We start from the raw sequence: 25638 nt of genomic DNA on the forward strand, positions 1-25638 counted from the left end.
CCAATTTTTTTACGATGGGGAGTGAGCCGAATGCAAAAAAAAGAATGTGTAGCGATGCTGCTTGCAGGCGGTGAAGGAAAAAGATTAAGCCATCTCACGTCTAAGTTAGCAAAGCCAGCTGTGCCTTTCGGCGGCAAGTATCGGATCATCGATTTCACGTTAAGCAATTGCAGCAACTCAGGTATTCATACGGTTGGGGTACTGACTCAGTATCAACCGATGGTACTGAACTCATACATAGGAATAGGCAGCTCATGGGATTTGGATCGGAAAAATGGCGGAGTTACCGTACTTCCTCCATTTATGGAGCAACGAGGCGGTAGCTGGTATAAAGGGACGGCGCATGCGATCTATCAAAATATTCATTATCTCGAACAATATGATCCTGAATATGTTTTAGTTATTTCCGGTGATCACGTATACAAAATGGATTACTCCCTCATGCTCGAGCAGCACAAGGCAAGGAAAGCGGATGCTACGATCGCCGTAATTGAAGTCCCATTACATGAAGCAAGCCGATTCGGCATTATGGATGTGGATCATGAAGACCGAATTATTGAATTTGAGGAAAAGCCGAAGCTGCCCAAAAATAATCTCGCCTCTATGGGCATATATATTTTTACTTGGGATGTATTAAAAAAGAAATTAATTGCAGATGCGCAGGACCCTGGATCAAGCAATGACTTTGGCAAAGACATTATTCCATCAATGCTCTACAGCAGCCACTCTATTTTTGCCTATCGTTTTAGCGGCTATTGGAAGGATGTTGGCACCGTTGAAAGCCTGTGGGAAGCACATATGGACCTTCTTCTTGAAAATCCGCCGTTTACGCTTCATGACGCGAAGTGGCGAATTTATGCTAAAAACCCTAACAAGCCTCCTCATCATATCGCATCTACCGGCAAAGTGACAGGCTCCTTAGTGAATGAAGGATGTATGGTTTTTGGGGAAGTGGATCATTCCGTGCTCTTTTACGGTGTTCATGTTGGTGAAGGCAGCCTTATCAAAGACTCGGTTATTATGCCGAACGCAAAGATTGGGAGCAATGTCACGATTTATAAAGCGATCATCGGCTCGGGCACTGTCATTCAAGATGGCGCGATTGTAGGCAGCGCGGGTGATGCGGCTGAAATTACTCTAATCGGTGAAAACATGGTCATTTCTTCTCAATTGATATAGGAGTGAATGCGATGAATAATGTTCTAGGCGTCATCAATCTCAGCATTAACCAGCCGCTCCTGCATGAACTGACCTACTCCAGAGCGACTGCGACGGTACCTTTCGGCGGCAGATATCGATTGATTGATTTTGTATTATCGAATATGGTGAATTCCGGAATTAACAATGTGGCAGTACTCGCTCATAACAATTACCGTTCCATCATTGACCATTTGGGTTCAGGGAAAGAGTGGGATTTGGATCGGAAATACCGAGGATTGTTTATTTTGCCCCCTAACAATAGCAATGTTCCCGGCTTTAACGGCGATTTGCAAAATTTTTACGGTTCTCTCGAATATTTTGCCCGCAGCACGGAGGAGTACGTCATCGTTTCAAGCAGTCATATGATTTGCAATATCAACTATACGGAAGCTGTAGAGAATCATAAGCGCACAAATGCAGATATTACTGTCATCTACAAGGAAATGGACGTTGATCGTGACGATTTCTCTAACCTCATTACGCTGGACTTGGCTCGGGATGGGCGAGTCGTACGTATGACAGAAAATCGCCAGAACAAGGAAAGCAACAAAGCCTATATGCGGATGATCATCATTAAGAAAGAGCTGCTTATTAATCTGGTCAAAAAAAGCGTAAATCAAAACTACTATGACCTTGTCCGGCATGTCATTATTCGGAATCTGAACGAGTTAAAAGTGTATGGCTACGAATATAAAGGATACTTGGCCGTCATTAATTCCGTTCAAAATTATTTTAAGCACAGTAAAGAGCTGTTGAATCCTGAGGTATGGAAATCTCTATTTTACGAGCCGGGTGTTATTTACACCAAAATCAAGGATGAACCGCCTGCAAGATACGCGAGTAGTGCCATCGTTAAAAATTCACAGGTGGCTAACGGTTGTATTATTGAGGGAACTGTGGAAAACAGTATCTTATTCCGAGGCGTTCGGATCGGTAAAGGGGCCGTTGTTCGAAACAGTATCGTGATGCAGAAATGTGTGATTGATGAGGATTCTAGCCTTGATCACGTTATTCTCGATAAAGAGGTACATGTCACGCGGGGAAATAAGCTGGCAGGAGAGGAAATGTCACCTACCGTTTTCTCAAAGAAAAGCATAATATAAAACATACAGCGACCGCTTCTCGTTTTTTTACGGGAGAGCGGTCGTTTTGTATTTCAACTTACTGCATGCCTTCCATCGCAACTCTGGATTCGCTGCGCATGCGCAGCTTGTATTCTCGTGGTGAGCACTGATTTTGCCGTTTAAAGAGCTTATAGAACTGGGCCATGTTCGTAATGCCGACCTCGTAGCTGACATCCATGATGCTTAGCTCACTTGTCAGCAGCAGCAGCTCGGATCGTTTAATTCGTTTATAGTTGACGTATTCAACGAAAGAGACGCCCATCGTTTTTTTGAAATATTTAATGAAATAGTGGTAGCTCAAATTAAGCAAAGAACTAGCATCCTCTACGGACAGCTTACTGCTTAAATGGGTGTCCACATAATCGAGAACGGGTCGTAAACGATTTAGTTCAATTTCCTCTGTATCGTTCAGCAGGTTTCGGCTGTCGCTTCTAAGCAGCAGAAGCAGCAATCGTTTTATAATCGAGGTGATAGCAATCTCGTAGCCTCTCATCCTCGTTTGCGACTCTTTGAATATTTCCAAAATGAATGCATGGGTTTCTTGCTTGGCTATTTCGTTCATGTCAAAAATATAATTAAGCTTATCGAGCGGCTCTGTCAGCTCGGAGAAGCAATTCAAATAAGGCATCGTACTCTGGTCAAAATGTTTGCCCAAATCTATCTGAAATACAACATAGTGCTGTACTTCCGAAAGTGGCTTGTGGGAGCGATGCGGCTGAGAGGCGCCTAGCACCATAACATCGCCTGGTCCGAGGACGGCATAGCCGTGCTTGCTTTGCACACCTAAGTGGCCTTCAATAATAGCGAGGAATTCTACTTCTTTATGATAGTGCCATGGATGTTTCTCAAGTGTGCTGAAATAGTCAGCTTCGGAGTAAATCTCCCAAATTTTAAGAAACAATAGCGGATTTTGATAAATGACTTCTTCGTTGATCGCTTCGGAATGCGTATCAATGGCGGTTTTTATTATAGGCATATGCATGACCTCCATTTTGAAGTATACCACTTTTGGAAATGTTGAATCAATAAACGCGTCATTATTAGCTGTATTTTCAGCTCATTTGAAAAAGGAAGACACTTTTGAATATAAAATCAGCATGTTTAAGTATTACGTAAACGGCGCGAATTTTTTATACTAAGATTAACTGAATGAATAAGGAGTGTTCATATAATGGCAAAGGTAACGGTATGGAATGAAAATCGTCATGAGCAATTAAATCCGGTTGTAGCTGGAATTTATCCTCAAGGTATTCACGGAGCGATTGCAGCTTTTCTAACTGAAGCTGGCTACGATGCGGGAACGGCTACACTAGATGAGCCAGAGCATGGATTAACGGATGAGGTATTAAACAATACAGATGTACTCATATGGTGGGGACATCTTGCGCATGGAGACGTAAAGGACGAAATCGTTCAAAAAGTACAACAGCGCGTGCTGGACGGAATGGGCTTGATTGTTCTTCACTCCGGTCATTTCTCCAAAATCTTTAAAGCATTGATGGGTACAAGCTGTGACTTGAAATGGCGTGAAGCGGATGAGAAGGAACGCCTTTGGGTTGTAGCGCCAAGCCATCCGATTGCTGCAGGCCTTGGGGAGTATATCGAGCTGGAAAAAGAAGAAATGTACGGCGAGCATTTTGATATTCCTGCTCCAGACGAGCTTATTTTTACAAGCTGGTTTGAAGGTGGAGAAGTGTTCCGCAGCGGCTGTACGTTTACACGTGGAAACGGCAAAGTATTTTACTTTAGACCGGGACATGAAACCTATCCGACGTACCATAACAAAGACATTCAACGCGTCATTACGAATGCCGTGAAATGGGCACAGCCGGTAGACCGCAATCGCCCGGTTTATGGAAATGCACAGCCACTTGAAAAAATTTCAGTAAAATAAAGTTATAAAAAAAGTAATGTAACGCTTGGGATTTGAATCCCAAGCGTTATTTTGTTTTGAGCACTATTTTGAAACGTTGCATAAAGTCAAAATAGAGCATTGGCAAATGGGGTATAATCCACCATACTAAATGGAGTAATCGATCGGACTTGCCTGCCCGATTGCATAGATGAAATCGTTGTCGCACGAACAATACAATAAGCGTGCACTATATCTAAAGCCGGCTGCGTGCTTTGGGATATGGTGCTTTTTAATCCTATGACCGATTGTAAAGAAAGCAGCGTTAATCGTGTTGGCAAGCGGCAGTTTTGGCGAAAATAATGCAGGAAGTTGAAAACGGTTTATTGATCTTGCCAGCGCAACCGCCTAAGATAAATAAAACCAAACTCGCACGGCCTGCACATGAGAAGAGGGCATTGCTCCTGAAGAAGCTGCCATGCCTCGATACGGAAACGGTATCGGGGTTTCTTTGGTTTACATCACCCGGGAAATAATTACAGTGTGCTTTTGCAGAGAAAGTTAATGTGTTCGTTACATGGCTTTGAAACTAGGTAAAGGGCGGCTGTTCATAAACAAGAAAACGGCGCTAATCATAAGAGAAAAGGGTGAGGGCTAATGATGAGCAAATCGTGGTTTAATCGGCTGCTTCTTTCCTATATGCCGATATTTATTATCGTAGTTACCTTCACTTTTTTTGTGTTTTTTCAATTAATTAGTGAGCAGGGTCGGAAAGAAGCTATTAATGCTAACAGTATGTTGTCTTTGCAAGCGATGAGGTTAATCGACACGTCCTTGCGAGCGATAGATAACATGGTGATGAAGGAATCGATTAACAACAAGTCACTTATCGATTTTTTCAACAGCAACGAGAATGGTGACCCTTATATTAACATTAGCGCCGTCATGAAAATGAACGATATGATTTCTTATTATCCACTCATTGATTCTGTCTATCTGGTTCGCTATGAAGATCAGGTTGTGCTAAGTAATGCGACGGGCGGACATATCGACACCTATCCAGACAAAGCTTTTATTGAGCAATATCGCAATACGATCTCTCAGAAATGGACGGATAAGCGGTCATTTAAGCAATTTACGTTATTGGAGAGCAAAGATGTTGTCAGCCTCGTGAGAGGTGCTCCATTCATGACGGGTGAAAAAGGTATGATCGTTGTGAATGTCGCAACGGATTCTTTGGAGCGTTTAGTTCATGAACTTTACAATTCGGAAGTCAGCTTCATTCGCATCAAAGACGGAGCGGGCAATGAATTGCTTAATGAGGCAGAACCTGTAGATTCTATGCGCGTTTATGCAAATTATAAATCGAGTTATTCGAATTGGTCTTATATAAGCGGTTTTGTGCAAGGTACGTTTATTCAAACGGTATCGTTGCTCTATAATGTATGGTTTGTGATCGGGCTCCTGATGATCTTTGCAGGTCTCGTATGGATGATTTATATATCAAGGCGAAATGCGAAGCCGGTAGAGCAGATTGTGTCACGCTTTAGTGGATATAAATTAGCACTGGCGGAAAGTGGTAAAAACACCGGATCTGGCAGGATTAACGAGTTTGTCTTTATCGAATCCGCTCTTGATAATTTAACGGAGCAGGCAAAGCAATATCAGCAGCAATATAAGGAAGATCTTCATTTACGGACACGTAATCTATTCCATCAGCTTATTGAAGCTGGAGCGGAGCTGACGCCTCTGGAATGGCAGCGCGAAGCGCAGCGGCTGCAGCTTCCCGCGCCTGCGGATCGCCATACGCTTATTGTCATGGAACTGGATAAGTACGGAGAGTTTTGCAGCAGTTATTCGCGAAACGATCAAAATTTGTTGAAATTCGCTCTGCGAAGCATTACTTATGAGCAATCGTCACGCTTCGGATACGCGTGCTGGGCAGAATGGACAGCCTCTTCTCGTCTCAGTGTTATTTTATTTGAGAGCGGGAATGCTCCTGCTGCAATGTTAGTTCAGCTTTGTGACAGCATTCGGGCTTGGATTGAACAAAATATGAAGTTCACGATTAGTATAGGAATCGGTGATCCAGCCTTGCAGCATTCTGAAATCGCAAAGTCGTTTCAACAGGCTTTGGAAGCACTTAATTACAAAATGGTGCTTGGCGAAAATCGCCTTATTACACGCGAGGATATGATGAGTCAAGGCCAAGTTGAAGTATACGCTTATCTTGGAATGATTAGATCTGCTGTTTATGCCTTCCGCAAATCAGAAGCGAGTTGGAGAGCAGAATTAGACGATTTGTTCAGCCAGATGAAGCAAGGCTTGCTCACTAAGGACGAGATTATGAATGTTATTAATTACTTGCTCTATAGTTTGGGACGCGAGCTGTCAGGTCTCGGCAAGGAATTTAATCTTGTATGGGAAAGCGAAGCACTGCCGGTTCTAACGGGGAAATTGGATAACTGCCATTCTCTGGAAAATATGCACGAGGCGATCATCGGTAAAATGACCGAGCTTGAGCATACGTTTGCAGATATGCGTTACAGCGGTCAGCATGCCGGCATTATTCAGGAAATGCGGAGAGTTATTGAAGAGGAATATGTAAATCCGAATATGTCGCTTGAATATTTAAGCGAGAAATATGATATGAATGCCAAATATGTGAGCAAGCTGTTCAAAGAAACAACAGGCCAGAAGTTCATTGATTTCTTAATTGATATTCGGCTGAATGAAGCGAAGCGGCTATTGAAAGAGACACGGAGGACGGTTCAGGATATTGCAGAAGAGGTTGGTTACACAAGTGCGATTTCGTTTACGAGAGTGTTCAAGAAAGTGGTTGGATGCTCGCCAGGCGAATACCGTTCAGAGACGCTGAAGCAGCAAAATGGCTGAATATACATGGAGTTGAAAATCGTTAAGCGCAAGAATTATGTTAGTTCTTTTATCGAAAAATGGATGCTATAGGGACGGCAGCACCGATAGTATAAGGTGCTGCCGTTTCTTATGGAGCAGCGATGCGAAAAAGGTTAAGCGAGCAATTAATGTATCTTGTTGCATGGTGAGGGAAGCTTATAAAATGATCACATGAAAGCGCAACCAAAAATGAGAATGTTAAAGGAGGCTAGCCCTTGTCCAAACTTAATCATGAATGGCATTCCGTTCCGCAGGCCTTTGCACACCCAGCAAGAAGGTATGGGCCTCTACGCAAAATGGCTCGCCACTGGCAATTGTATTTCGTCATTTTATTGCCGATTGCTTATCTCATCATATTCAAATATGTCCCCATGGCGGGCATCGTGATCGCGTTCAAAGATTACAACGTCATTAAGGGCATCTTTGGAAGCGAGTGGATCGGGCTAAAATATTTCAAGCAGTTTTTCGAATCTCCAAATTTTTGGCTCTATATGAAAAATACGCTTGGCATTAGCTTCTATGGCTTGTTAGTCGGCTTTCCAGCCCCAATCATCCTTGCGCTTGCGCTTAATGAAGTGCGCAATGGACTATTCAAGAAAAGTGTACAGCTGGTTTCTTATGCACCTTACTTTATATCAACGGTCATTATGGTATCGATCTTAATTGTCAACTTGACCCCAAACGTGGGGATCGTCAGCAAATTGTTCCAAATGCTTGGCGTGGAAAACACAAACTTTATGGGTATTCCTTCATTATTCAAATCCATCTATGTCTGGTCGGATGTGTGGCAGCATACCGGTTACGGGGCCATTATCTATATTGCGGCATTAGCTGGCGTCAATCCTGAGCTGTATGAAGCGGCAAGGGTTGATGGGGCATCGAGAATACAAAAAATTATTAATGTCGATATCCCTAGTTTGATTCCGGTATCTGTCATTCTTCTTATTCTTAATTTAGGCAATCTGATGAAGCTAGGTTTTGAGAAAATTTATTTGATGCAAAATCCGCTTAACCTAGCGACCTCAGAAGTCATTTCTACTTATGTGTATAAAGTGGGCTTGCTGGGTTCGAGCTTCAGCTTCTCAGCAGCGATCGGAGTTTTCAACTCCGTTATTAATTTAACATTGCTGATTGTCGTCAACTATATCGCTAGAAAAATTTCAAATAATAGTCTGTGGTAATTGAGGCAGAAGGGAGACTTTATGAAAAAAAACGTTACCATTCGAGAATCAAACGGAGATCGTTTATTCATGGCATTCATTTATGCTTTTCTGACTGTGGTTCTATTAGTGGTGCTTCTGCCGCTTCTCTATATTTTAAGCTCTTCTTTTAGTTCGCCGCAGGCTGTCGTCTCCGGCAAGGTATGGCTGTTCCCGGTCCATTTCACGCTCGATGGCTACAAGGCGGTATTCAACAATCCGCAGATCGGCACTGGATTTATGAATTCATTGTTCTATACGGTAGTCGGAACGATCATTAATGTTATTCTGACGGTCATGCTTGCTTATCCGTTAGCGAGGAAAACGTTTTATGGAAGAAATTTTTACATGGTTCTTCTTGTTATCACGATGATGTTTGAGGGCGGGTTGATTCCGTATTATTTGGTTGTCAAACAATTGCATCTGCTGGATACAAGATGGGCTATGATTTTGCCGGGAGCTCTTGCCGTATTCCAAGTCATCATAGCACGAACCTTCTTCCAGACCAGTATTCCTGAGGAGCTGTCCGAGGCGGCGGACCTCGATGGCTGCAGCGACATTCGGTTTATTTTCAGCATCGTACTGCCGCTCTCGAAGCCTATCTTGGCCGTTATGATGCTGATGTATGCAGTAGGACATTGGAATGCATATTTCGATGCACTCATTTTTCTGCGATCCCAGGAATTGTTTCCCTTGCAAATCGTATTGCGTAATATTCTAATTCTAAATACGGTGGACGCGTCGATGATTTCCAATGCGAATCAGATGCTTGCTCAGCAGGGACTAAAGGATTTATTGAAATATTCATTGATTGTTGTTGCTAGCGGACCTGTACTCATCATCTATCCTTTTGTTCAGAAATATTTTGTGAAAGGCGTCATGATTGGTTCCTTGAAGGGATGAGTAAGAGGAATTCTTTTGGAGGGGGGATGGGTTGCCTTTGGGGCCGAGGCAATCATTCAGTTACGAACGTTACAGCATGCTGCAAGGAGTGACTAGGATATCACAAGGAGGAGTCGGTTTTATGAGAAAAGGATGGAAAAAATCCAGTGCAATCTTAATGTGTGTCGTACTTAGCTGTGTTGTTATTCTAGCTGCTTGCAGCAAGGATACGGGGAAATCCGGCAATGGAAAAACAGAGGAAACAGGGCAAAAAGAAACAAATGCTGTGCAAGAGGATCTTTTTACAGCTGTAGGTACGTATCCCATTGTGAATAAGCAGATGACGCTTAAGATGTTTGCTCCTCAGCTTCCTACGATCGAGAACATGGAGACGAATACGTACACGAAGTTTTTGGAAGAAAAAACGAACATTAAGATTGCATGGGATCTCGTCCCAAGTAATGCGCTTGAGGACCGCAAACAGCTGATGCTCGCGAGCGGTGATTATCCGGAAGTCATTTTGCAAGCTAATCTGACAAGAGAAGAGCAAATGAAGTATGGGAAGCAAGGCGTATTCCTTCCTTTAAATGAATTAATCGATAAGTACGCTCCTAATATAAAAAAAGCTCTAGCAGATATTCCATATATGAAGTCGTCTATTACAGCTCCAGATGGAAACATCTATGCGCTGCCGCAAATTAATGAATGCTACCACTGCGACAATGCTTTGAAGCTTTGGATCAATAAGGCATGGCTTGACAAGCTTGGACTCCAGCTGCCTACAACAACGGAGGAATTCTATCAGGTCATGAAGGCATTTAAGGAACAAGATCCGAACGGAAACGGAAAGAATGATGAGCTTCCGCTTACAGGGTCCGATGAAATGTGGGCTGGCAACGTGTCCGCTTTCTTGATGAATGCGTTTATAGTAGATGATTATACCGAGAAAAATGCCGGTACCTTCTTATCAGTTAAAGATAGCAAAGTCGACTTTGTTGCTAACAAGGATGAATGGAAGCAAGGGCTTGAATATTTGAACAAGCTGTACAAGGAAGGGTTGATTGACCCGGCAGCCTTCACGCAAAATGCGGATGCGATTCAACAGCTGGCGAACCGCGAGCCGGATAACATTATGGGAGCTGTAACAACCGCGCTTATAAGCTATGGCTATAATATGTCGGAAACACAGCCTAGGCACAAGGATTATGTGACGCTGCCTCCGCTGAAAGGACCAAGTGGCGTACAGCAGACACTTAACTTCGCGGGCATTAGCAAATCGCAATTTGCAATTACGAATAAGGCGACCGCAGATCAACAGATCGCTGCGATCAGACTAGCCGATTATTTGTACACGGAGGAAGCGATTGTGCTGCAAGAGAATGGCCCTGAAGGTCAAGGCTGGCGCAAGGCAGAGGACGGCGAATTAGATATTGATGGCAAGCAGGCTAAGTATGCTTATATTCAACGGGAGAGCAAGCAAACGCATAACGATGGCTGGGAGCAAATTGGGCCTTCACTTCGTACCTATGCATACCGTTCCTCTTGGATGGCTATTCAGGACCCGCTAGCAGATGGTGGATATGGGACACGTTTGAATACGGAATCGAAAAAATATGAGTCATTCCATTCCAAAGAAATGTATCCAAACGGCGTATTCATTGCGCAAGATGATGCGGAAATCGCTGCTCAGCTCAAAACAACGATTATTGATTATACAAAATCCAATATGGCACAGTTTATTACGGGCTCCAAAGACATTAGCAAGGAATGGGATGCTTATGTGAAAGGTTTTGACGGCTTGCAGCTTGGCAAATACATTGAAATTTATCAAAAAGCATTAGGCAATTCTTAATAACCGATTGGAGGAGGCATTGCAGCGATGAGCGAGCTAACCAGCGATAACGTGCTAGAAGAAACAGAAGAGCAAGAGCTGCATGAAGGTGTGCATAATTTTAGCAGCGAGCGTGATTGGATACGACCTGATAATCCAGTTACGCTTGAGCGACTGGAATGGTTTAAGGATCAGAAGCTCGCACTTATGATGCACTGGGGACCTTATTCCCAGCTAGGAGTTGTAGAGTCTTGGGCGCTAAGCGACGAGGATCAGGATTGGTCGCGCGAAGGCATTGACTGGGAGAAGGATGGCGAAGCATTCAAACAGCAATATTTTGATTTAAATAAGACGTTTAATCCGATTCGCTTTCAGCCAGACGTATGGGCAGATCTAGCGGAGGAGGGAGGTTTCAAATACCTCATTTTTACGACGAAGCATCATGACGGATATTGCATGTGGGACACAAAAACGACGAATTATCGCATCACTGATGAACAGACACCGTTTCATACGCATAAATATGCCGATATTTGCCGCCATGTATTTGATGCGTTCCGCGCGAAAGGATTGTCTATCGCGGCTTATTTCTCGAAAGCAGATTGGCATACGCCTTATTACTGGGCTCCGGATATGGAACGCAGCCTTACCAATACGCGGCGTGGACCTACTTACGACCCGCAGGAGCATCCAGAGCTGTGGAACAAGTTTGTCGCGTTTACCCACGAGCAGATTACGGAGTTATTGACGCAGTATGGCCGAATAGATGTGCTATGGCTTGATGCCGGCTGGGTAAAGCCGCTGCGGAGCGGCCAGGACATTCGCCTTGGCGAGATTGTGGAGAAAGCAAGGGAGCAGCAGCCATGGCTGCTCTCGGCAGATCGCACAGTAGGCGGACCGTATGAAAACTATGTTACCCCTGAGCAGACCATTCCCACCGAGGCGATGAACATCCCTTGGGAGAGCTGCATTACGATGGGGACGTCCTTCTCTTTCCGATATGAAGATAAATATAAACCGACGCGCCAAATCGTGAAGATTTTGCTTGAGGTTGTAGCTAAGGGCGGCAATCTCGCGTTAAATGTGGCTCCGCAGCCTGATGGCAGGCTTCCCGAAGGAGCTATCCAGCGCATGAAGGAGCTTGGCGCTTGGCTGAAGGTGAACGGCGAAGCGATTTATGGTACTCGCATTTGCGCGCCTTACTATACAGGCAGTCAAGCGTTCACGCAAAAAGGAGATTATGTTTATTGTGCCAACCACTATCCATCAGCTGATACAGTAGTTTCAGAGACGGTCTTTATTCCTTATGAAGGCTTGCTGGAGTCGATTGAGCTGCTCGGAATGGAAGGAAAGCTGAACTGGACACAGGATAATGAAGGGATTTCCGTGCAGCTGCCTGAAGCTGCTGTTAAGGGACCTGCACCAATAGCACATGTGTTTCGGATGTTGAGGAAAATTAAAGAATGATTCAAGCTGTGAAAATAACAAAAAGAGAAGCAAGCTGCTGAAGGCAGCATGCTTCTCTTTTTGTTATTTTTCTTTTTTTCTAATTTTTGTACTTATGGGAACATCAAATGTTACATAATCAACATTTCTAGTCAGCAGTAAATAGCGCATACCAGTAGCCGGATCACTAATAACAACGGAATCCAATCCAGCTGATTCAATGATTCCTTTAAATATTTTGGCATTCCATTCACGGTTGTTCTCGTAAGTCATATAGAAGGTAGCCGTTTTACCGCGATTTGATCGCAAAACTTGAACAAAAGCTGATTTTGAAGCATGGTTCTTTACTTGTTTCCTCATCATTGAATCTTCCTCTCAGCATATGGTTTCTATCATAATATGAGAGAGTTTTGTTTCGTTCTTGGACTAGTTGTTCATATTTCCGAAGCCTGCAATTACCGTGAATGAGCCTGTTGAATGAACCATTCAGCTAGATGCATAAGTTTTACTTTTTGATTTATCCCCGTACTGCCCTTAAGCAGGATGGCTGATCCAATTGGCATGTTTTGAGCTAACTTTCTTTTTAATCCGGAAACGGAGTGGAAATGGTTTGTCTTACTTTTGGAAAGTTCAGACTGAATGGCTCCTTTACGGATTTCTTTCGCATGGCTGCCAATCGTGTAAAGACGATCAATGGATTGCTCCATTAGTTTTTTTCCAACGTTAAAATGAATCTTTTTTGAATGCCTTCCGAGATCATGAATCTCTCCAAGTACAGCTATTTTTTTTCGCCTTTTGCCAACCTTCCACAGCAGGTCCAAAGCAGCATCTAATTCTGGCTTCGTATTGAAGCTATCGTCAATGAGAATGGTATTTCTAGGCAAACGATGGACAGTTAATCGTGCATAGGGCTGCTCATATTTTTTGAGCCCCCGTTTGATCTGAGGAATGGTACAGCCAAGCTGATGGGAAACAGCGATCGCAAACAAGGCGTTGTATACATTGAAATGACCAAAGCCAGGAATGAAAAATGCTGCATTTTCTTTGCCTAATCGAGCGTTGAAACTCATCCCATTTTTTAAATAACGGATACGATTTGCTTGATAATCAGCATGATTTTCGATGCCAATAGTCAAGATCTTCCCTTTAAACGATGCCAAATCGAGCAGCTTGGAGTATCTATCGTCTTTATTTATAAATAACAGCCCTGTTTGCTTCATCCCTCTAATCAGTTCTGATTTTGCATTAGGAATTCCACGTATTCCTCTTTTAAAATGGCCGACATGTGCTCTTCCTATCGTTGTGATTACACCGATCGAAGGCTTTATTAAGCGGCAATGCCTTCGTATGTCCCCAGCTTTCTTCATTCCGAATTCCAGGACGACCGCTTTATACGAAGAATCGATTTGTTTACTATATTGGGAGGTAAACCAGATATCGTTCCCATTTTGAAACGATTTAAACGTTTTCCGATTTCTTTCCAAGATCGAAGCGAGCATCTCTTTTGTCGTTGTTTTTCCTGCACTGCCTGTCACGGCAATTATGGGTCTGCGCATGAACAATCCTCCTAACTCTATGAATAAATGATAGTTTAACTAGAAACAAATCTATGAAATAGTCATATATTGTAAGGTGATTTAGAAGATGGACAAGAGGAGGTGATAGGGTGACATTAAGGGAACGTTTGTGGATGCTTGGTTACAAGGATAGTCAGCTAAAGAAGGCTTTGCTGGCCTTTCAACGTGATTTTCACACGAGCAAATCCAAGGCATTAAGTAAATTAACACTGCTCCGTTTAAGAAAGCTGACTGACGGAAATATGAAGTTGAATCTATTATCAAGAATCATTCACAGTGAATCTAACGGTGAGCCCTACCGTGGAATGGTTGCCGTAGGTGCAGTTGTTCTAAATCGACTGAAATCCCATCAATTTCCGAATTCACTCACCGCTGTTATTACTCAACCGTTAGCTTTTACAGTGGTACAAAATGGACGGTTTTGGCTGGAGCCAACTCTTCTGTCTTATAAAGCAGCCAAGGAAGCTTTCAGTGGTACGGACCCTACGGGCAATTGTTTATTTTTTTTTAATCCCGATTTATCCAGCTCCCGTTGGATTCTAAGACTTCGTCCAAAACTTAGAATTGGCCGCCATGTTTTTGCTTAGTTACACGAAGCGCTGGCGGCGATTGCTGCTCTTCCTTAACGGGTTACGCTTTCCAAGCAATTCACTGATGGTGACGAAATGATAGCCTTGTTTTCGCAGCCCATTGACGATAAGCGGTACGGCCTTTAAGCTTTGTATCCATGGGTCGCAGGCATGCAGAAGTACAATGCCTCCCGGGTGTGCATGTGGTATAACTCGGCGAACGATATCAGCTGTACGGGTTAATTTCCAATCCAAAGAATCGATATCCCAGTGAACAATCGTTTGGTTCATTCTCAGAAGCTGTTTTATGACACGGTCGTCAAAATCACCGCTTGGTGTTCGAATCATGTTAGTCCTGACGCCGGTAATATGATAGATTGCTTTCCTTGCGGAATGCACATCTTGTTTAATCCATGCATTGGAATGGCTTGTATAATTGTCATGACGATATCCATGTGAAGCGATCTCATAGCCCATACGTTGAATTTTTTTAGTAATTCGTGGATTTAACTCAGCCCATTTGCCGGTTACAAAAAAGGTTGCTTTTGTTACACCTAATCTGCGAAGCAGGAACAGCATTTTCATAGGTACTTGACTGCCATGAGCGATATTGATCGTTAAAGCGATATTTTTTTGGTTAGTCGGAACGTGTTGGATCACACGATTCGTATACATGGATAGGGTTCCTCCATTTTAGAGCAGCTCAAATTAATTTATGTTTTTTCAACTCGGTGATGATTTGAGCTGCGCGACTTTTGTAGCTATGCTTCTGAACGGCTAAGAAACCTTGATTTCTAATTTTTTCACGTGCTTTGGGATGCTTCAAATAATAACGAATCAATTGGCGAGTTTGTTTGGAAGAGCGTGATACGATAAGTTCTTTATTTGGCCGGAATAAACGCCGAATTTCTGGTGTATCACTTGTGACTAGAAAACCTCCAGATCCGAGAATTTCATAAGTGCGCTGGGTGACTTGCGTTAGTTGGTTTTGCGGTGCGAGTACAATTTTAGCTGAATTATATACTTTGTGTGCCTCAGGATACGGCAAATAGCCGTGTATCCATTTATTAGGAACCTCTACACCAAGGATGGGCTTCATTTCTTCCCATTGCTTGCCCCAAATATCTATTCTTGTGCCATCCTGCACCAGAGGACGGATTAAATGATTTAAGGATTGAATTCGGAAATGATGGGGATACAGCTTTAAAATCCGCGAATAGCCGTTTGCTACAACTGCAATATCACTCCTCAGCAGCTTGTTAACTGCTCCTCTACGGTGAACACTGCGGTGAAACCCAAAGTCCAAATGGGCGGAAGGTATGCCCATTTTTTTATAATCCTTTACTTTGCGGCGACATATCGTAAATACAAAATCCGGTTTAACAGCGCGTACATAAGGAAGTGTAAACGATTCATGATGAGTGGGGTCCTCGGTTGCCCAGTAAATATGGGGAATCCCCGATTTACCGACATATCGGCGAATCCACTTTTGCTTAATGGGAGTATGTTCACTGGTCCATCCCATGCTGATTATGAGCTCTGGTCGAAATTGGTTTAGTAAGGTCGGAAGATTTCTTTTTGTAAGGGGACCTGATATCTTCACGTTATGGCCAAGGTCCTTAAATCCATTCGGAAGGCCATGAACCCACATGGGGTGACTTTCCAGAAACAGTATCCGCATTATTTTCTCCTTCCTTTTAGGACTCCAAATACGTATCCCCGTCTTTTTAAGCCTTGTATGATGGCAGGCAATGCAGCAAGCGTGCTGTCTGAGAAATCGTGAAATAAAATGATCCTATCTTTATGCTCATTACTCTCCTTCAGCACTTTCTTAATGATTTGGTAGGGGCTGGGGAAAGGCGGACTTGAGTCGAATGAGTCGATATGCCAGTCAAAATCGATGTAGCCTTTGCGGGCAAGGGAAGTCTTTATTTTCTTATAAATTTGTTTGCCGCCATACAAATAACCTGGTGGACTTTCAGAGCCGCCTGGAAAACGATAGATTCGTGGTTTTTTTCCGATGGTGCGCACTAACAGCTTCTCCAATTGATAAAAGTCGGTCAAAAAAGCTTTTTTAGATGAGTAGATTTTAGCGTAATCATGAGAAAACGTATGATTGCCAATGCTATGTCCTCTATTTGCGATTGCCTGGTACATCCGAAGTCCGAAGCGGCTTGTATTGCCAATCACGAAAAAAGTAGCTTTTATTTTGTGTTTTCCTAATAGTTCGATTATTTTTTTCGTGTTAGGCAAAGGCCCATCATCAAAGGTGAGATAAGCGGTTTTTTTTCCTTTGCCAGCTATTTGGCTCATTTTCCTCAAATGATTCCCTGCTTCCGTAACGTGGACAGCATACTGCGGGCACGGTTCGTATAATGATGTTTTCGAATGTTCTTTTGCCCTGCAAATCTAATCTTTTCCCGTTCTAAATCATTTTCCAAATAATAACGAACCAACTTCAGCGTTTCCTTCGGAGAGGAAGATATCGCTGCATCGCGTCCTGCCTTAAGTAGTCGCCTAGTCGCAGGTGTGTTGCAGGTTAATAGAAATCCTCCTGAACCGACGACTTCATAGGTTCTTTGAGTGACCATATCCGTGTAGTTTTGCAAGCCCAAAATAATTTTGGCGGAGCTGTATACTTTATTCGCATGTTTATAAGGGATCGGTCCCTTGATGTGCTTTTTCGGAATGTTTTGACCAATAAAGGGTTTCATGCGGGACCAATTCTTTCCATAGAAATCAATTTTTTTACCGCTTTGAAGTAAAGGACGTATAAGAATTTCAATGGATTTGCGACGATAAAGCTTGGGGTATTTTCGCAATACGTCAGGGTAGGCGTTCGCTACGACGGCTATATCTGCTGCATATTTCAGGTCAGGAGGAATCCTTTTATGAATGTTTGGATGATACGCAAAATCCAAATAGGCTGCAGGGAACCCCTGTTTTCGAAACGCAACCGCTGTTTTTGCTGAAATGGTAAAAGTAAAGTCGGGCTTCATCCTCTTTAAGAGTGGCAGTGTAAATGTTTTGGTAAAGTTTGGATCCTCTGTTGACCAGTAAATTAAAGGAATCTTATATTTCGTTGCGAAAGCTCTCATCCGTTTCTGATTTTGTTCAGTTTGATCAGGGCCCCATCCTACATTTATGAGAAGGTCGGGTTTAAAGGAAGGCAATAAATTGGAGAGTGAGGAGCTTGAGACGGGTCCAGACATTCGCACCTTGTGGCCGAGATCGCGCAGACCGTCCGGCAGACCGTGTGACCATATTTGTCCACGCTCCAAAAATAGTATATTCAATTTGTTCACCATCCTGTTTGTAATAGACAGGCGTATAAGCAAACTCTCCGTTCAAATCATATAGATATGCATGGAGGGATACGATGAAAAATAGAAATGAGCCCATAAGCTGCGTAAATACGACGATGAAATGTGTGGCTTTAACGTTTGATATCGGTTGGGGCGGAACGATGACTACACCCGTACTTAACGTCCTGCAAGCCAATAAAATAAATCGTGCAACATTTTTTCTATCAAGCCCATGGGTGGAGAAACGAGCGAAGCTAGCTCGGAAAATAAATGCTTTCGGTTATGAAATCGGCTCCCATGGCGATAAGCATGAAAACTACACGGAATATAGCAACCGCTGGATTATAAACGAAGTGAAGAAGTCAGAATCGAAGATACGTTCAGTGACCGGGATAAAATGCAAGCTCTTTCGAACACCGAATGGAGATATGAATACACGGGTAACGAATGTATTGAGCTCGTTAGGTTATCGTACGATTTATTGGAGCATCGATTCGAAAGACTGGATGAATCCTGGCGTATCTGCGATCGTTCAAAACGCAACAAAAAATGTACGGGCCGGAGATATTATTTTGCTCCATGCAAGCGATTCGGCCAAGCAAACTGCAAAAGCGCTGCCGTTAATCATCAGCATTTTACGTAGAAGAGGATTTCATTTTGTGACGGTATCTCAGTTGTTGAAATTAAAACAAAACCACTAAATGATTTTTTCCTTTTTCAGAACGCTTAACAAATATTTGGCTCTATTCTTGTAGGAATGAGCAACGGCTGCGCGAACGGCATTTTGCCTAATATGTTCTCGCAATTTAGCATTTTTGCTGTATTTCTTTATCAGCTGTTCGGTTTCTTTTTCGGAGGAAGAGACAAGAAGATCTCTCCCCGGTCGGAACCATTTCCGGACTTCAGGTGTGTCGTCTGTAATGAGCAAACCGCCTGCTGCAAGAATTTCATACGTTCGTTGCGTGAGTCGGTCTTCGGCGTTTTGCGGTCCCAGTACAAAATCGACGGAGCCATAAACATTTATTGCCTCCTGATAGGGCAAATAGCCATGAACTCGCCGCGAAGAGACGGGTTTACTGAAAATTCGTTTCATCTTCTTCCAGTCGCGTCCGTAAATGTCGGTTTTCAAGCCTTGATTCAAAAAGGGATTCACTAAGCGGCGCAGCGATTGAAAGCGGTAATGATAAGGCTTGGTACGATAGAGCTTGTGATAGCCATTTGCTACAAGGGCAGCAGTTCCCCGATATTTTTGAATAGGCTTCGTCCTATAGTGGGTATCGGGATCGCTACCAAAGTCTAAATGTGCTGCTCGAATGGCATGTTGTTTAAAAATCTTTATGCTGGGGCGATGAATCGTGAATACAAAGTCAGGTTTCGTTCTTCGAATTAAGGGGAGCGAGAATATATCGGTATAGCCGGGATCTTCTGTTGACCAAAATACATAAGGTACACCGGATAGACGAGCTAGCTTTGCGATACGATGCTGTTGTTTTGCCGAGCTATTGGAAGGAGTCCAGCCCATCGCTATGATAAGATCCGGTTTGAATTGTTTAATTAAGTGTCTGGATTTCTTATTTGGATAACATGTTTTTACAACATGGCCGAGTTTTTCAAAACCTTTTGGCAATCCATATATCCACATGGGGTGGTCTTCAAGAAACAATATTCGCAGACGATCGTTACGCATATGCTGACTCCTTTCTGTTCAAATAAAATGAGGATAGGCGCGTTAGTAGTATATTCATCTGCTTTCGTGAGCGAGTAGACTTCGGCCTATCAACCGTATTTATTGTTTTATTTGGAGGCTTGGCAGAAAAAAACACGATGAGCAGAGGGCAATACGTAAAAAAACGATAACTACTTAAAAGAGACTCGTTGATATTTTTTTGAATCGCTTAAGCTGAAGACATATCTGCAATTTTGAAAGCGCATCTAAAAAAGAAGGTGAAACGGGAAGAAATAGCAGTTATACTAAAAAGAGCAGATTTACCAAAACAAATAGTGACAAGAGCACAAGCTGCCACTATGATCAGACGGATGCTTGCGAACGAAAAACGGCGGCCGCTTCTCGGTATATTTTCCGGGAGGAGGACGCCTACACTTTTTTACGATATGGCAAGGAGAAGCAGCTATGAACCTATCATTATCAGAGCCACAGAAGCGAGCCGTAAGTATGAAAAAGCTTTGGTCTTTTTTTCTCCCGTTAGGCATTTCGGCAAGCTTAGTTACGATTTCACATGTCATTATCAACAGTACCTTAAGCCGAGCGGCTAACCCTGAGAGCATCATTGCCAGCTATGCCATTGCGATGAGCTTGCTTGCTATTACAGAGAGGCCAGCCGTGCTGCTGCGGCAAACCTGCTCCACGCTCGTTCGCGACAAACGCTCGTTTAAATCGACGCTTACCGTGGCACAGCTTGTGTTTGCCTGCATTATGCTATTAGGTTTTATAATCAGCTATACCCCGGTTGGAACGCTTATTTTCAAGGGAGTGTTCGGGGTAAGTGAAGACAATGTCCATGATGTTATTCGTGTGTATAAGGTACTGATGTTCGTAAGCTTGTTCTCTGGCATTCGCTGTCTCTACCATGGTGTCATTATTTATAATCTGCGTACGAAATGGTTAACCATTGGCATGGCGATTAGATTGGCAGGAATGTATGCGCTTTCGCTTTATTTTATACATACAGGCGTTACCAGTGGGGTTGTTGGAGCGATTATTTTCTTATTCGGCATGATGATCGAAGCAGCTGTCAGCTATTCAGAAGGACGTTTACTGGTGCGAAAAATGCCCGAAAAGCTGGACAATCACCCTGTTGAAAACAAGCATCATGTATTTTCTTTTTACCGGCCCTTACTGTTATCCTCGTTTATATCCGTATGGATCGGACCGGCGATTAATGCGATGCTGGGGAAAACATGGGATGCGCAGCTAGCCATTTCATCGTTTGCTATTGCGGCTAGTCTAGTTATGCTTCTCAGCAGCTTTTTCAGTTATTTTCATCAAATTGTGATTAACTTTTATCGTGTCGATCCTTTAGCTGTCCGAAAGTTTATTTTAATGCTAGGTTTTATTCCTGCTATATTAATGGGATTGATAGCATATACACCCGCAGGTGTATTTTTACTAGAGCATGTGATCGGCGTTCATGGACGGCTGCAGGCTGAGAGCATACGAGTGCTGCAAGCCTTTGTGTTGTTCGCGCTCGTTATGCCTTGGCTCGATGTCATGAATGGACTCGTGTTTGTGAGAGGGCAAACGAAGCTGATCTTTGGTTCTCAAATTGCGAATCTCAGCTTTACCTTCATCACACTTCTAATCGGCATTGGGCTCGCTCCAGAATGGAACGGGACAATAGGGGCATGGGCACAATCGATCGGCATGACGGCAGAGCTCCTCTTCGTAGCGCTGGCGCTGAAATTTGTTAAACAGCATGATCCTGTGCCAATGGGTAAACGTGGATAGATTCACCCTGCAATATTCGAAATCGACTCATTAATCGACGAGGAGAATGATCATGGGAAATCGCATATATGAAAATCTATTGCCGGCACCGAAGAACGGTGGATTTAAAATGGATGGCTATTATATTTGGTGCGGCTCTGTTGTGCAAGGCGAGGATGGAAAATATCATATGTTTGCTTCAAGGTGGCCTAAGGAATATGGCTTTGCTGCACAGTGGCTGTTCAACTGCGAGATTGTTAGAGCAGTTAGCGATACGCCTGAGGGGCCTTATACGTTTGCCGAAGTTATATTTGAGCGAAGAGAGCGCAGTTACTTTGACGCTTTGAATCAACATAATCCATCGGTGAAATATTGGAACGGAACGTACTATCTTTACTATTTTGGAACGACTTATGGAGGGCCTATCCCAGCTGTGGGAGAGAAAATAAGTCAAGAAAGAGATGTCGAGGTTTGGAATCGAAAAAGAATTGGTTTAGCCACTTCGAAATCTATATTTGGACCGTGGGAGCGTCCAGATGCCCCATTGTTAGAGCCAAGAGCGCCAGGGCATTGGGATTGTACGATTACAACCAATCCATCAGCAGCTATACTGCCGGATGGGACGACGTATATGATTTATAAGTCGAGAGAATATGCGGGCTCTACCTTGCAATTAGGCGTTGCCCGTGCTCCTCGCCCTGAAGGTCCGTATACCCGTTTGCAGGAGGAACCGATTTTTCAGTTTGACAATCCAGACTTCCACGTCGAAGACCCGTTTCTGTGGTGGGAGGATGGGAAATTTCATATTTTAATTAAAGATGATTTTAAAAATGATTCGGGCGGTGTCACTGGCGATTGGGGAGCGGGCATCTACGCAACAAGCACCGATTGCTTGCACTGGGATATTTCAAATGATTCTAAGGCGTATACAAGAGATGTCCTGTGGGATGATGGCACAAGGACGGTTCAAGCGAACATCGAGCGTCCTAATTTGTTGTTCCATGATGGCAAGCCAACCCATTTATTTCTGGCAACCGGAAACGGGACTCAGCCTTGGGATTTCGAAGGGAACACTTGGAGTATGGTTATTCCTTTAAAGAAAACAGTGTCCGAGCATAGCTGAGAACAAGCTTTGATTTTTGCCTAAAGACTCTAATCATTCATTCACATAAAAAAGGCAAACGATCACTTTTGTTAAAGTGACTGTTTGCCTTTATTCATTATTTCTCTAATTTGCTCATTTAGTTTCGATCTGCTTACAGGTCTGTTTCTTTGCTCGTACGCTTGAAATCCTCGTCCCATTTGTAACGTTCATTATAGATTTCCATTACTTCTTGATATAAAGGGCTGGCGCCTGCGTGCGGACTGCTGTGAAGCATTTGATAAAGCCGCAAGAAACGGTCTTTAGGAAGCTTTCGTGCATAGCGCATCAGCAAATAGGGATAGAGTGTGATGTATCGTTTCATCCTAACTGCCGCACCGGCAACACCAACGAGAATGCTCTCGCCATGCTCCATTTTCAAAATCTGCGCCTCGTGAAGCAAAACATAACGGAATGTATTTTCTTTCAGCAAATCTCTTCTGATTTTGGCAAGCTCGCCAATATATTCAACGAGATCGGGATTAAAATGATCCATTAACAAGGGGTCCAGCATCAGATCCATATCCTTGCGCAAAACAAAGGATTGCAGCAGCAAAATTTGCTCCAGTCGAAGCTGGTCAGTATGGACAAGCGCGCCAATTTCACGCAGCATTTCATACGCAAGCGGTTTATCGCCGCTATGGAACACTTGAATAGCTGTTTCTCGGTCATTTACTAGACCTGCAGAGAGAGTATATGCCTCTTTTTGAAATATTTTTTGCAGCTGCAGGAGCAAAAGTGCAGGGGTCGACCGCTTCTGCAACGTCCATAATAGAGCGACTAGCAGCATTCCTCCGGCAACAATCAAAGTGGAATGCATTGCTGATTCGCTCATTGCAAATCCGACAATAATAATAAACAATGCAAAAAACCGCTCTTTCCACATCTTAAGCTTAAGCTTATAGGCTGCCTGAGCTTCAACATTTTTTAGGGCAAATTTGCCGCACACGGGGCACTGCGCATCACCTAGTACTGTAAAGTGGTTGCATCTCCGGCAAATTTTAAGTTTATTATAAGGATAGCGTGTTTTAATATAAGGGTTAAGTAGTACCGGCAGCTTCTTCATCATTCGCGATCACGCTGCCCGCTGCTTTTTAGTATGGAAAGGACAAGCTTGCTCAGCTGTTCTGGAGAAGGCGCCCGTCTCCGCTGTGCGCGATAGCTCATTGCTTTGATGATGACAAAAAGAAACAATAGTCCAAGACAAACGTAGGTAACCATATCCTATTCCTTTCTTACAATAAAAGTGATTTAACAAAATCTATCAGGTATACTTATTTTGTAGTATATCATCATACTAGTAGCAGTGACTAACAGTGACTATTGGACTAGCGAAGAAGAACCGTTTGTCCCATTACAAAGGAGTACAGCAAAATGAATAGATTAAAACGTTTATCATGTCAGCTAATTATGGTTTCTGCTATTTTGCTGCTGCCGTTCAGCAGCTTACAAACCGTGCATGCAGCGCAAGGCGACTCGCAAATCGATGCAGTACTTGTGCTGGATGTCAGCAATTCAATGAGCACAAGCGATCCAGGGAAAATTGGAAATGAAGCAATGAAGATGTTCATTGATATGCTGCCGACACAAGGCGACCGTGTTGGCATTGTGGCTTATACCGATGAAATTCAACGTGAGAAGGCGCTGCTGGAAATTCAGTCTGCTGCAGATAAAGATAAGCTGAAGGGCTTCATCGATCAGTTAAACCGCGGAGCCTATACCGATGTTTCTGTCGGAGTAAAGGAAGCGGTACAGATTTTGGAGGATGGTGCCGACCAAGATCACGAGCCGATGATTATTTTGCTAGCTGACGGCAATAACGATTTTAATAAGGCATCCGGCAGAACGCAGGCGCAGTCCGACGCGGACATGGACAAGGCGCTTAAAGAAGCGAATGATAAAGGCGTTCCGATTTATACGATTGGCCTAAATGCAAATGGAAAACTAAATGAATCTGCGCTTGCTAAGCTATCGGAAATAACCGGCGGGAAATCATTCGCGACCGATTCGGCTGACGATTTGCCGCGAATTTTGAGCGAAATTTTTGCCAGCCATCTTGAGCTGAACGTCGTACCGGTTGATTCTTTGACGGCAAACGGCAGCTATCAGGATGTGAAAATTTCAGTTCCCAACTCGAATGTACTAGAAGCAAATATTTCGATTATGTCGAGCAAGCCGGTTGAGGCGAAGCTCGTAGATCCATCTGGCAACGCTATTCCTATTCCTTCGAATGGCGTCTTGCTATCGAGCTCGAAGAGCTATTCCTTGCTGAAGCTGTTAAAGCCGTCGGAAGGCGATTGGAAGCTTCAAATCAAAGGCGTGAATCGCGATAAAATCGACATTAATCTTATTTTCAACTATGACTTAAGTCTTGCTATGGATCCACTAGCCAAAGCGACCTATTCCAAGGGCGACAAGGTGACGATCAATTCTTATCTCGTAAGCGGCGGAAAAAAACTGGAAGACACCTCCCAGTACAGCAACATGAGCGCGGTTTTACTCGTTAAAGACTTAGACACGGGCAAAACCGAGGAAATACCGATGGAGAATGCGGGCGACCATTTTGCAGGCTCCTACAAAATACCTGAGAAGCATGACTATGAGATTATAGTGAAGGCCAAAGAGAAAAGCTTTTTCCGAGAGACCGATGCGGTTAAGATTTCGGCAAAGGCGGGAACAACGGGGCAGACGCCAAAGCCGGAGGCAGATAAAGAAGAGAAGCCGTTCCCGGTTGTACCTGTTGTAATTGGCGTTATAGGTCTAGCGGCATTGCTTGCAGCAGCTTACTTTATATTAAGAGTGCTGAAACAAGCGAACCGTGGGTTTGTTGGGCAACTCGTCATTGAAATTCGAGATGAGAATACAGGTGACAAAACGTCGCCGCAGTACAAGAAGCTGACAGCCTTCAAAGGCAAGTTGCAGCTTCACCAGCTGTTGCAGCTAGCGCCTGAGCTGAAGGAAACCGACAAGGTCATTTTCAAGCCGGGAAGCAATGATCGTATCGTTCTGCAAAATGGTTCCTCCTGCACAATTGAGAAATCGGGACGAGCAGTGGATGCGACGCGTGCATTGGAAATGAAAAGCGGAGACCGTATTACGGTTTCATTGAAACAAATAGACAAAACGATATTCATTGAATATCTCGTATAAA

The 25638-nt window shown here is 43.5% G+C and carries 22 protein-coding genes and 1 pseudogene; 13 read left to right on the top strand and 10 right to left on the bottom strand.

Translation table 11 applies throughout. The features are described 5' to 3' along the window. The first annotated feature begins 30 nt into the window (after positions 1–30). Together MHH56_RS10905 and glgD are read left to right on the top strand one after the other, a co-directional pair. A complete protein-coding gene (locus MHH56_RS10905; RefSeq protein WP_339208200.1) occupies positions 31–1179 on the top strand; it encodes a glucose-1-phosphate adenylyltransferase in 1149 nt (382 codons plus the stop codon). A gap of 11 nt (positions 1180–1190) precedes the next feature. Then, the gene (glgD, locus tag MHH56_RS10910) at positions 1191–2303 is read left to right on the top strand and encodes a glucose-1-phosphate adenylyltransferase subunit GlgD (RefSeq protein ID WP_339208201.1); all 1113 of its coding nucleotides are present in this window, start codon (positions 1191–1193) and stop codon (positions 2301–2303) included. 58 nt (positions 2304–2361) lie between these two features. On the opposite strand, the gene MHH56_RS10915 is transcribed toward glgD, so the two are convergent. Further along, positions 2362–3300 (bottom strand): AraC family transcriptional regulator, encoded by a 939-nt coding sequence (locus MHH56_RS10915; protein ID WP_339208202.1) that lies wholly within the window; start codon positions 3298–3300, stop codon positions 2362–2364. A 195-nt stretch (positions 3301–3495) separates the two neighbouring features. Here MHH56_RS10915 and MHH56_RS10920 point away from each other — a divergent pair, with 195 nt between their 5' ends. The 6 genes from MHH56_RS10920 to MHH56_RS10945 all read left to right on the top strand — a co-directional run bounded on the left by MHH56_RS10920 (position 3496) and on the right by MHH56_RS10945 (position 12471). Continuing rightward, complete coding sequence (locus MHH56_RS10920; RefSeq protein ID WP_076269536.1) at positions 3496–4218, top strand: ThuA domain-containing protein; 723 nt, start codon at positions 3496–3498, stop codon at positions 4216–4218. Between the two features lie 615 nt (positions 4219–4833). Further along, the gene (locus tag MHH56_RS10925) at positions 4834–7071 is read left to right on the top strand and encodes a helix-turn-helix domain-containing protein (protein ID WP_339208204.1); all 2238 of its coding nucleotides are present in this window, start codon (positions 4834–4836) and stop codon (positions 7069–7071) included. A gap of 317 nt (positions 7072–7388) precedes the next feature. After that, positions 7389–8273 carry an ABC transporter permease subunit gene (locus tag MHH56_RS10930; RefSeq protein WP_076269619.1) on the top strand — a complete coding sequence of 295 codons (885 nt, stop codon included), beginning with the start codon at positions 7389–7391 and terminating at the stop codon, positions 8271–8273. A 21-nt stretch (positions 8274–8294) separates the two neighbouring features. Beyond that, positions 8295–9194 (top strand): carbohydrate ABC transporter permease, encoded by a 900-nt coding sequence (locus tag MHH56_RS10935; RefSeq protein ID WP_339208205.1) that lies wholly within the window; start codon positions 8295–8297, stop codon positions 9192–9194. 121 nt (positions 9195–9315) lie between these two features. Next, positions 9316–11025: an ABC transporter substrate-binding protein gene (locus MHH56_RS10940; RefSeq protein WP_339208206.1), complete on the top strand. Its 1710-nt coding sequence runs from the start codon at positions 9316–9318 to the stop codon at positions 11023–11025. A gap of 27 nt (positions 11026–11052) precedes the next feature. Further along, positions 11053–12471, top strand: coding sequence for an alpha-L-fucosidase (locus MHH56_RS10945; protein WP_339208207.1), 1419 nt, complete (start codon positions 11053–11055; stop codon positions 12469–12471). Positions 12472–12534: 63 nt separating this feature from the next. Here MHH56_RS10945 and gerQ read toward each other — a convergent pair. Both gerQ and murF read right to left on the bottom strand, forming a co-directional pair. Then, positions 12535–12762: pseudogene (gerQ, locus tag MHH56_RS10950) on the bottom strand (spore coat protein GerQ); the annotation flags it as partial. Positions 12763–12905: 143 nt separating this feature from the next. Further along, on the bottom strand, positions 12906–14006 hold the full coding sequence (gene murF, locus MHH56_RS10955) for a UDP-N-acetylmuramoyl-tripeptide--D-alanyl-D-alanine ligase (protein ID WP_339208208.1): 1101 nt from the start codon (positions 14004–14006) through the stop codon (positions 12906–12908). A 110-nt stretch (positions 14007–14116) separates the two neighbouring features. Here murF and MHH56_RS10960 point away from each other — a divergent pair, with 110 nt between their 5' ends. Continuing rightward, complete coding sequence (locus MHH56_RS10960) at positions 14117–14614, top strand: cell wall hydrolase (protein ID WP_339208209.1); 498 nt, start codon at positions 14117–14119, stop codon at positions 14612–14614. Here the strand turns inward: MHH56_RS10960 and MHH56_RS10965 are convergent, their stop codons facing one another. Genes MHH56_RS10965 through MHH56_RS10980 form a run of 4 tightly spaced genes read right to left on the bottom strand, consistent with a single transcriptional unit; the run spans position 14615 to position 17904 of the window. Further along, entirely contained in the window at positions 14615–15271 is a 657-nt protein-coding gene (locus MHH56_RS10965; protein WP_339208211.1) for a polysaccharide deacetylase family protein, read from the bottom strand. Between the two features lie 28 nt (positions 15272–15299). Next, the gene (locus MHH56_RS10970; protein WP_339208213.1) at positions 15300–16277 is read right to left on the bottom strand and encodes a glycosyltransferase; all 978 of its coding nucleotides are present in this window, start codon (positions 16275–16277) and stop codon (positions 15300–15302) included. Next, positions 16277–16909 carry a polysaccharide deacetylase family protein gene (locus tag MHH56_RS10975; RefSeq protein ID WP_339209555.1) on the bottom strand — a complete coding sequence of 211 codons (633 nt, stop codon included), beginning with the start codon at positions 16907–16909 and terminating at the stop codon, positions 16277–16279. The genes MHH56_RS10970 and MHH56_RS10975 overlap by 1 nt, the downstream gene beginning before the upstream one ends. 5 nt (positions 16910–16914) lie before the next feature. Continuing rightward, positions 16915–17904, bottom strand: coding sequence for a glycosyltransferase (locus tag MHH56_RS10980; protein ID WP_339208214.1), 990 nt, complete (start codon positions 17902–17904; stop codon positions 16915–16917). Positions 17905–17975: 71 nt separating this feature from the next. On the opposite strand from MHH56_RS10980, the gene MHH56_RS10985 reads away from it, so the two are divergent. Beyond that, positions 17976–18602: a polysaccharide deacetylase family protein gene (locus MHH56_RS10985; RefSeq protein WP_339208216.1), complete on the top strand. Its 627-nt coding sequence runs from the start codon at positions 17976–17978 to the stop codon at positions 18600–18602. Here the strand turns inward: MHH56_RS10985 and MHH56_RS10990 are convergent. Beyond that, positions 18599–19588: a glycosyltransferase gene (locus MHH56_RS10990; RefSeq protein ID WP_339208218.1), complete on the bottom strand. Its 990-nt coding sequence runs from the start codon at positions 19586–19588 to the stop codon at positions 18599–18601. The genes MHH56_RS10985 and MHH56_RS10990 overlap by 4 nt on opposite strands. Before the next feature lie 444 nt (positions 19589–20032). Here MHH56_RS10990 and MHH56_RS10995 point away from each other — a divergent pair, with 444 nt between their 5' ends. Further along, a complete protein-coding gene (locus MHH56_RS10995; RefSeq protein WP_339208220.1) occupies positions 20033–21367 on the top strand; it encodes a multi antimicrobial extrusion protein MatE in 1335 nt (444 codons plus the stop codon). Between the two features lie 52 nt (positions 21368–21419). Then, positions 21420–22469, top strand: coding sequence for a glycoside hydrolase family protein (locus MHH56_RS11000; RefSeq protein WP_339208222.1), 1050 nt, complete (start codon positions 21420–21422; stop codon positions 22467–22469). A gap of 133 nt (positions 22470–22602) precedes the next feature. On the opposite strand, the gene MHH56_RS11005 is transcribed toward MHH56_RS11000, so the two are convergent. Together MHH56_RS11005 and MHH56_RS11010 are read right to left on the bottom strand one after the other, a co-directional pair. Then, complete coding sequence (locus tag MHH56_RS11005) at positions 22603–23556, bottom strand: hypothetical protein (protein ID WP_339208225.1); 954 nt, start codon at positions 23554–23556, stop codon at positions 22603–22605. Next, the gene (locus tag MHH56_RS11010; RefSeq protein ID WP_179089849.1) at positions 23553–23708 is read right to left on the bottom strand and encodes a hypothetical protein; all 156 of its coding nucleotides are present in this window, start codon (positions 23706–23708) and stop codon (positions 23553–23555) included. Before MHH56_RS11010 ends, MHH56_RS11005 begins: the two co-directional genes overlap by 4 nt. Before the next feature lie 153 nt (positions 23709–23861). Here MHH56_RS11010 and MHH56_RS11015 point away from each other — a divergent pair, with 153 nt between their 5' ends. Beyond that, positions 23862–25637: a vWA domain-containing protein gene (locus MHH56_RS11015; protein WP_339208227.1), complete on the top strand. Its 1776-nt coding sequence runs from the start codon at positions 23862–23864 to the stop codon at positions 25635–25637. Position 25638: the final 1 nt, after the last annotated feature.

It is taken from the genome of Paenibacillus sp. FSL K6-3182 (genome assembly GCF_037976325.1).
GTDB lineage: Bacteria > Bacillota > Bacilli > Paenibacillales > Paenibacillaceae > Pristimantibacillus.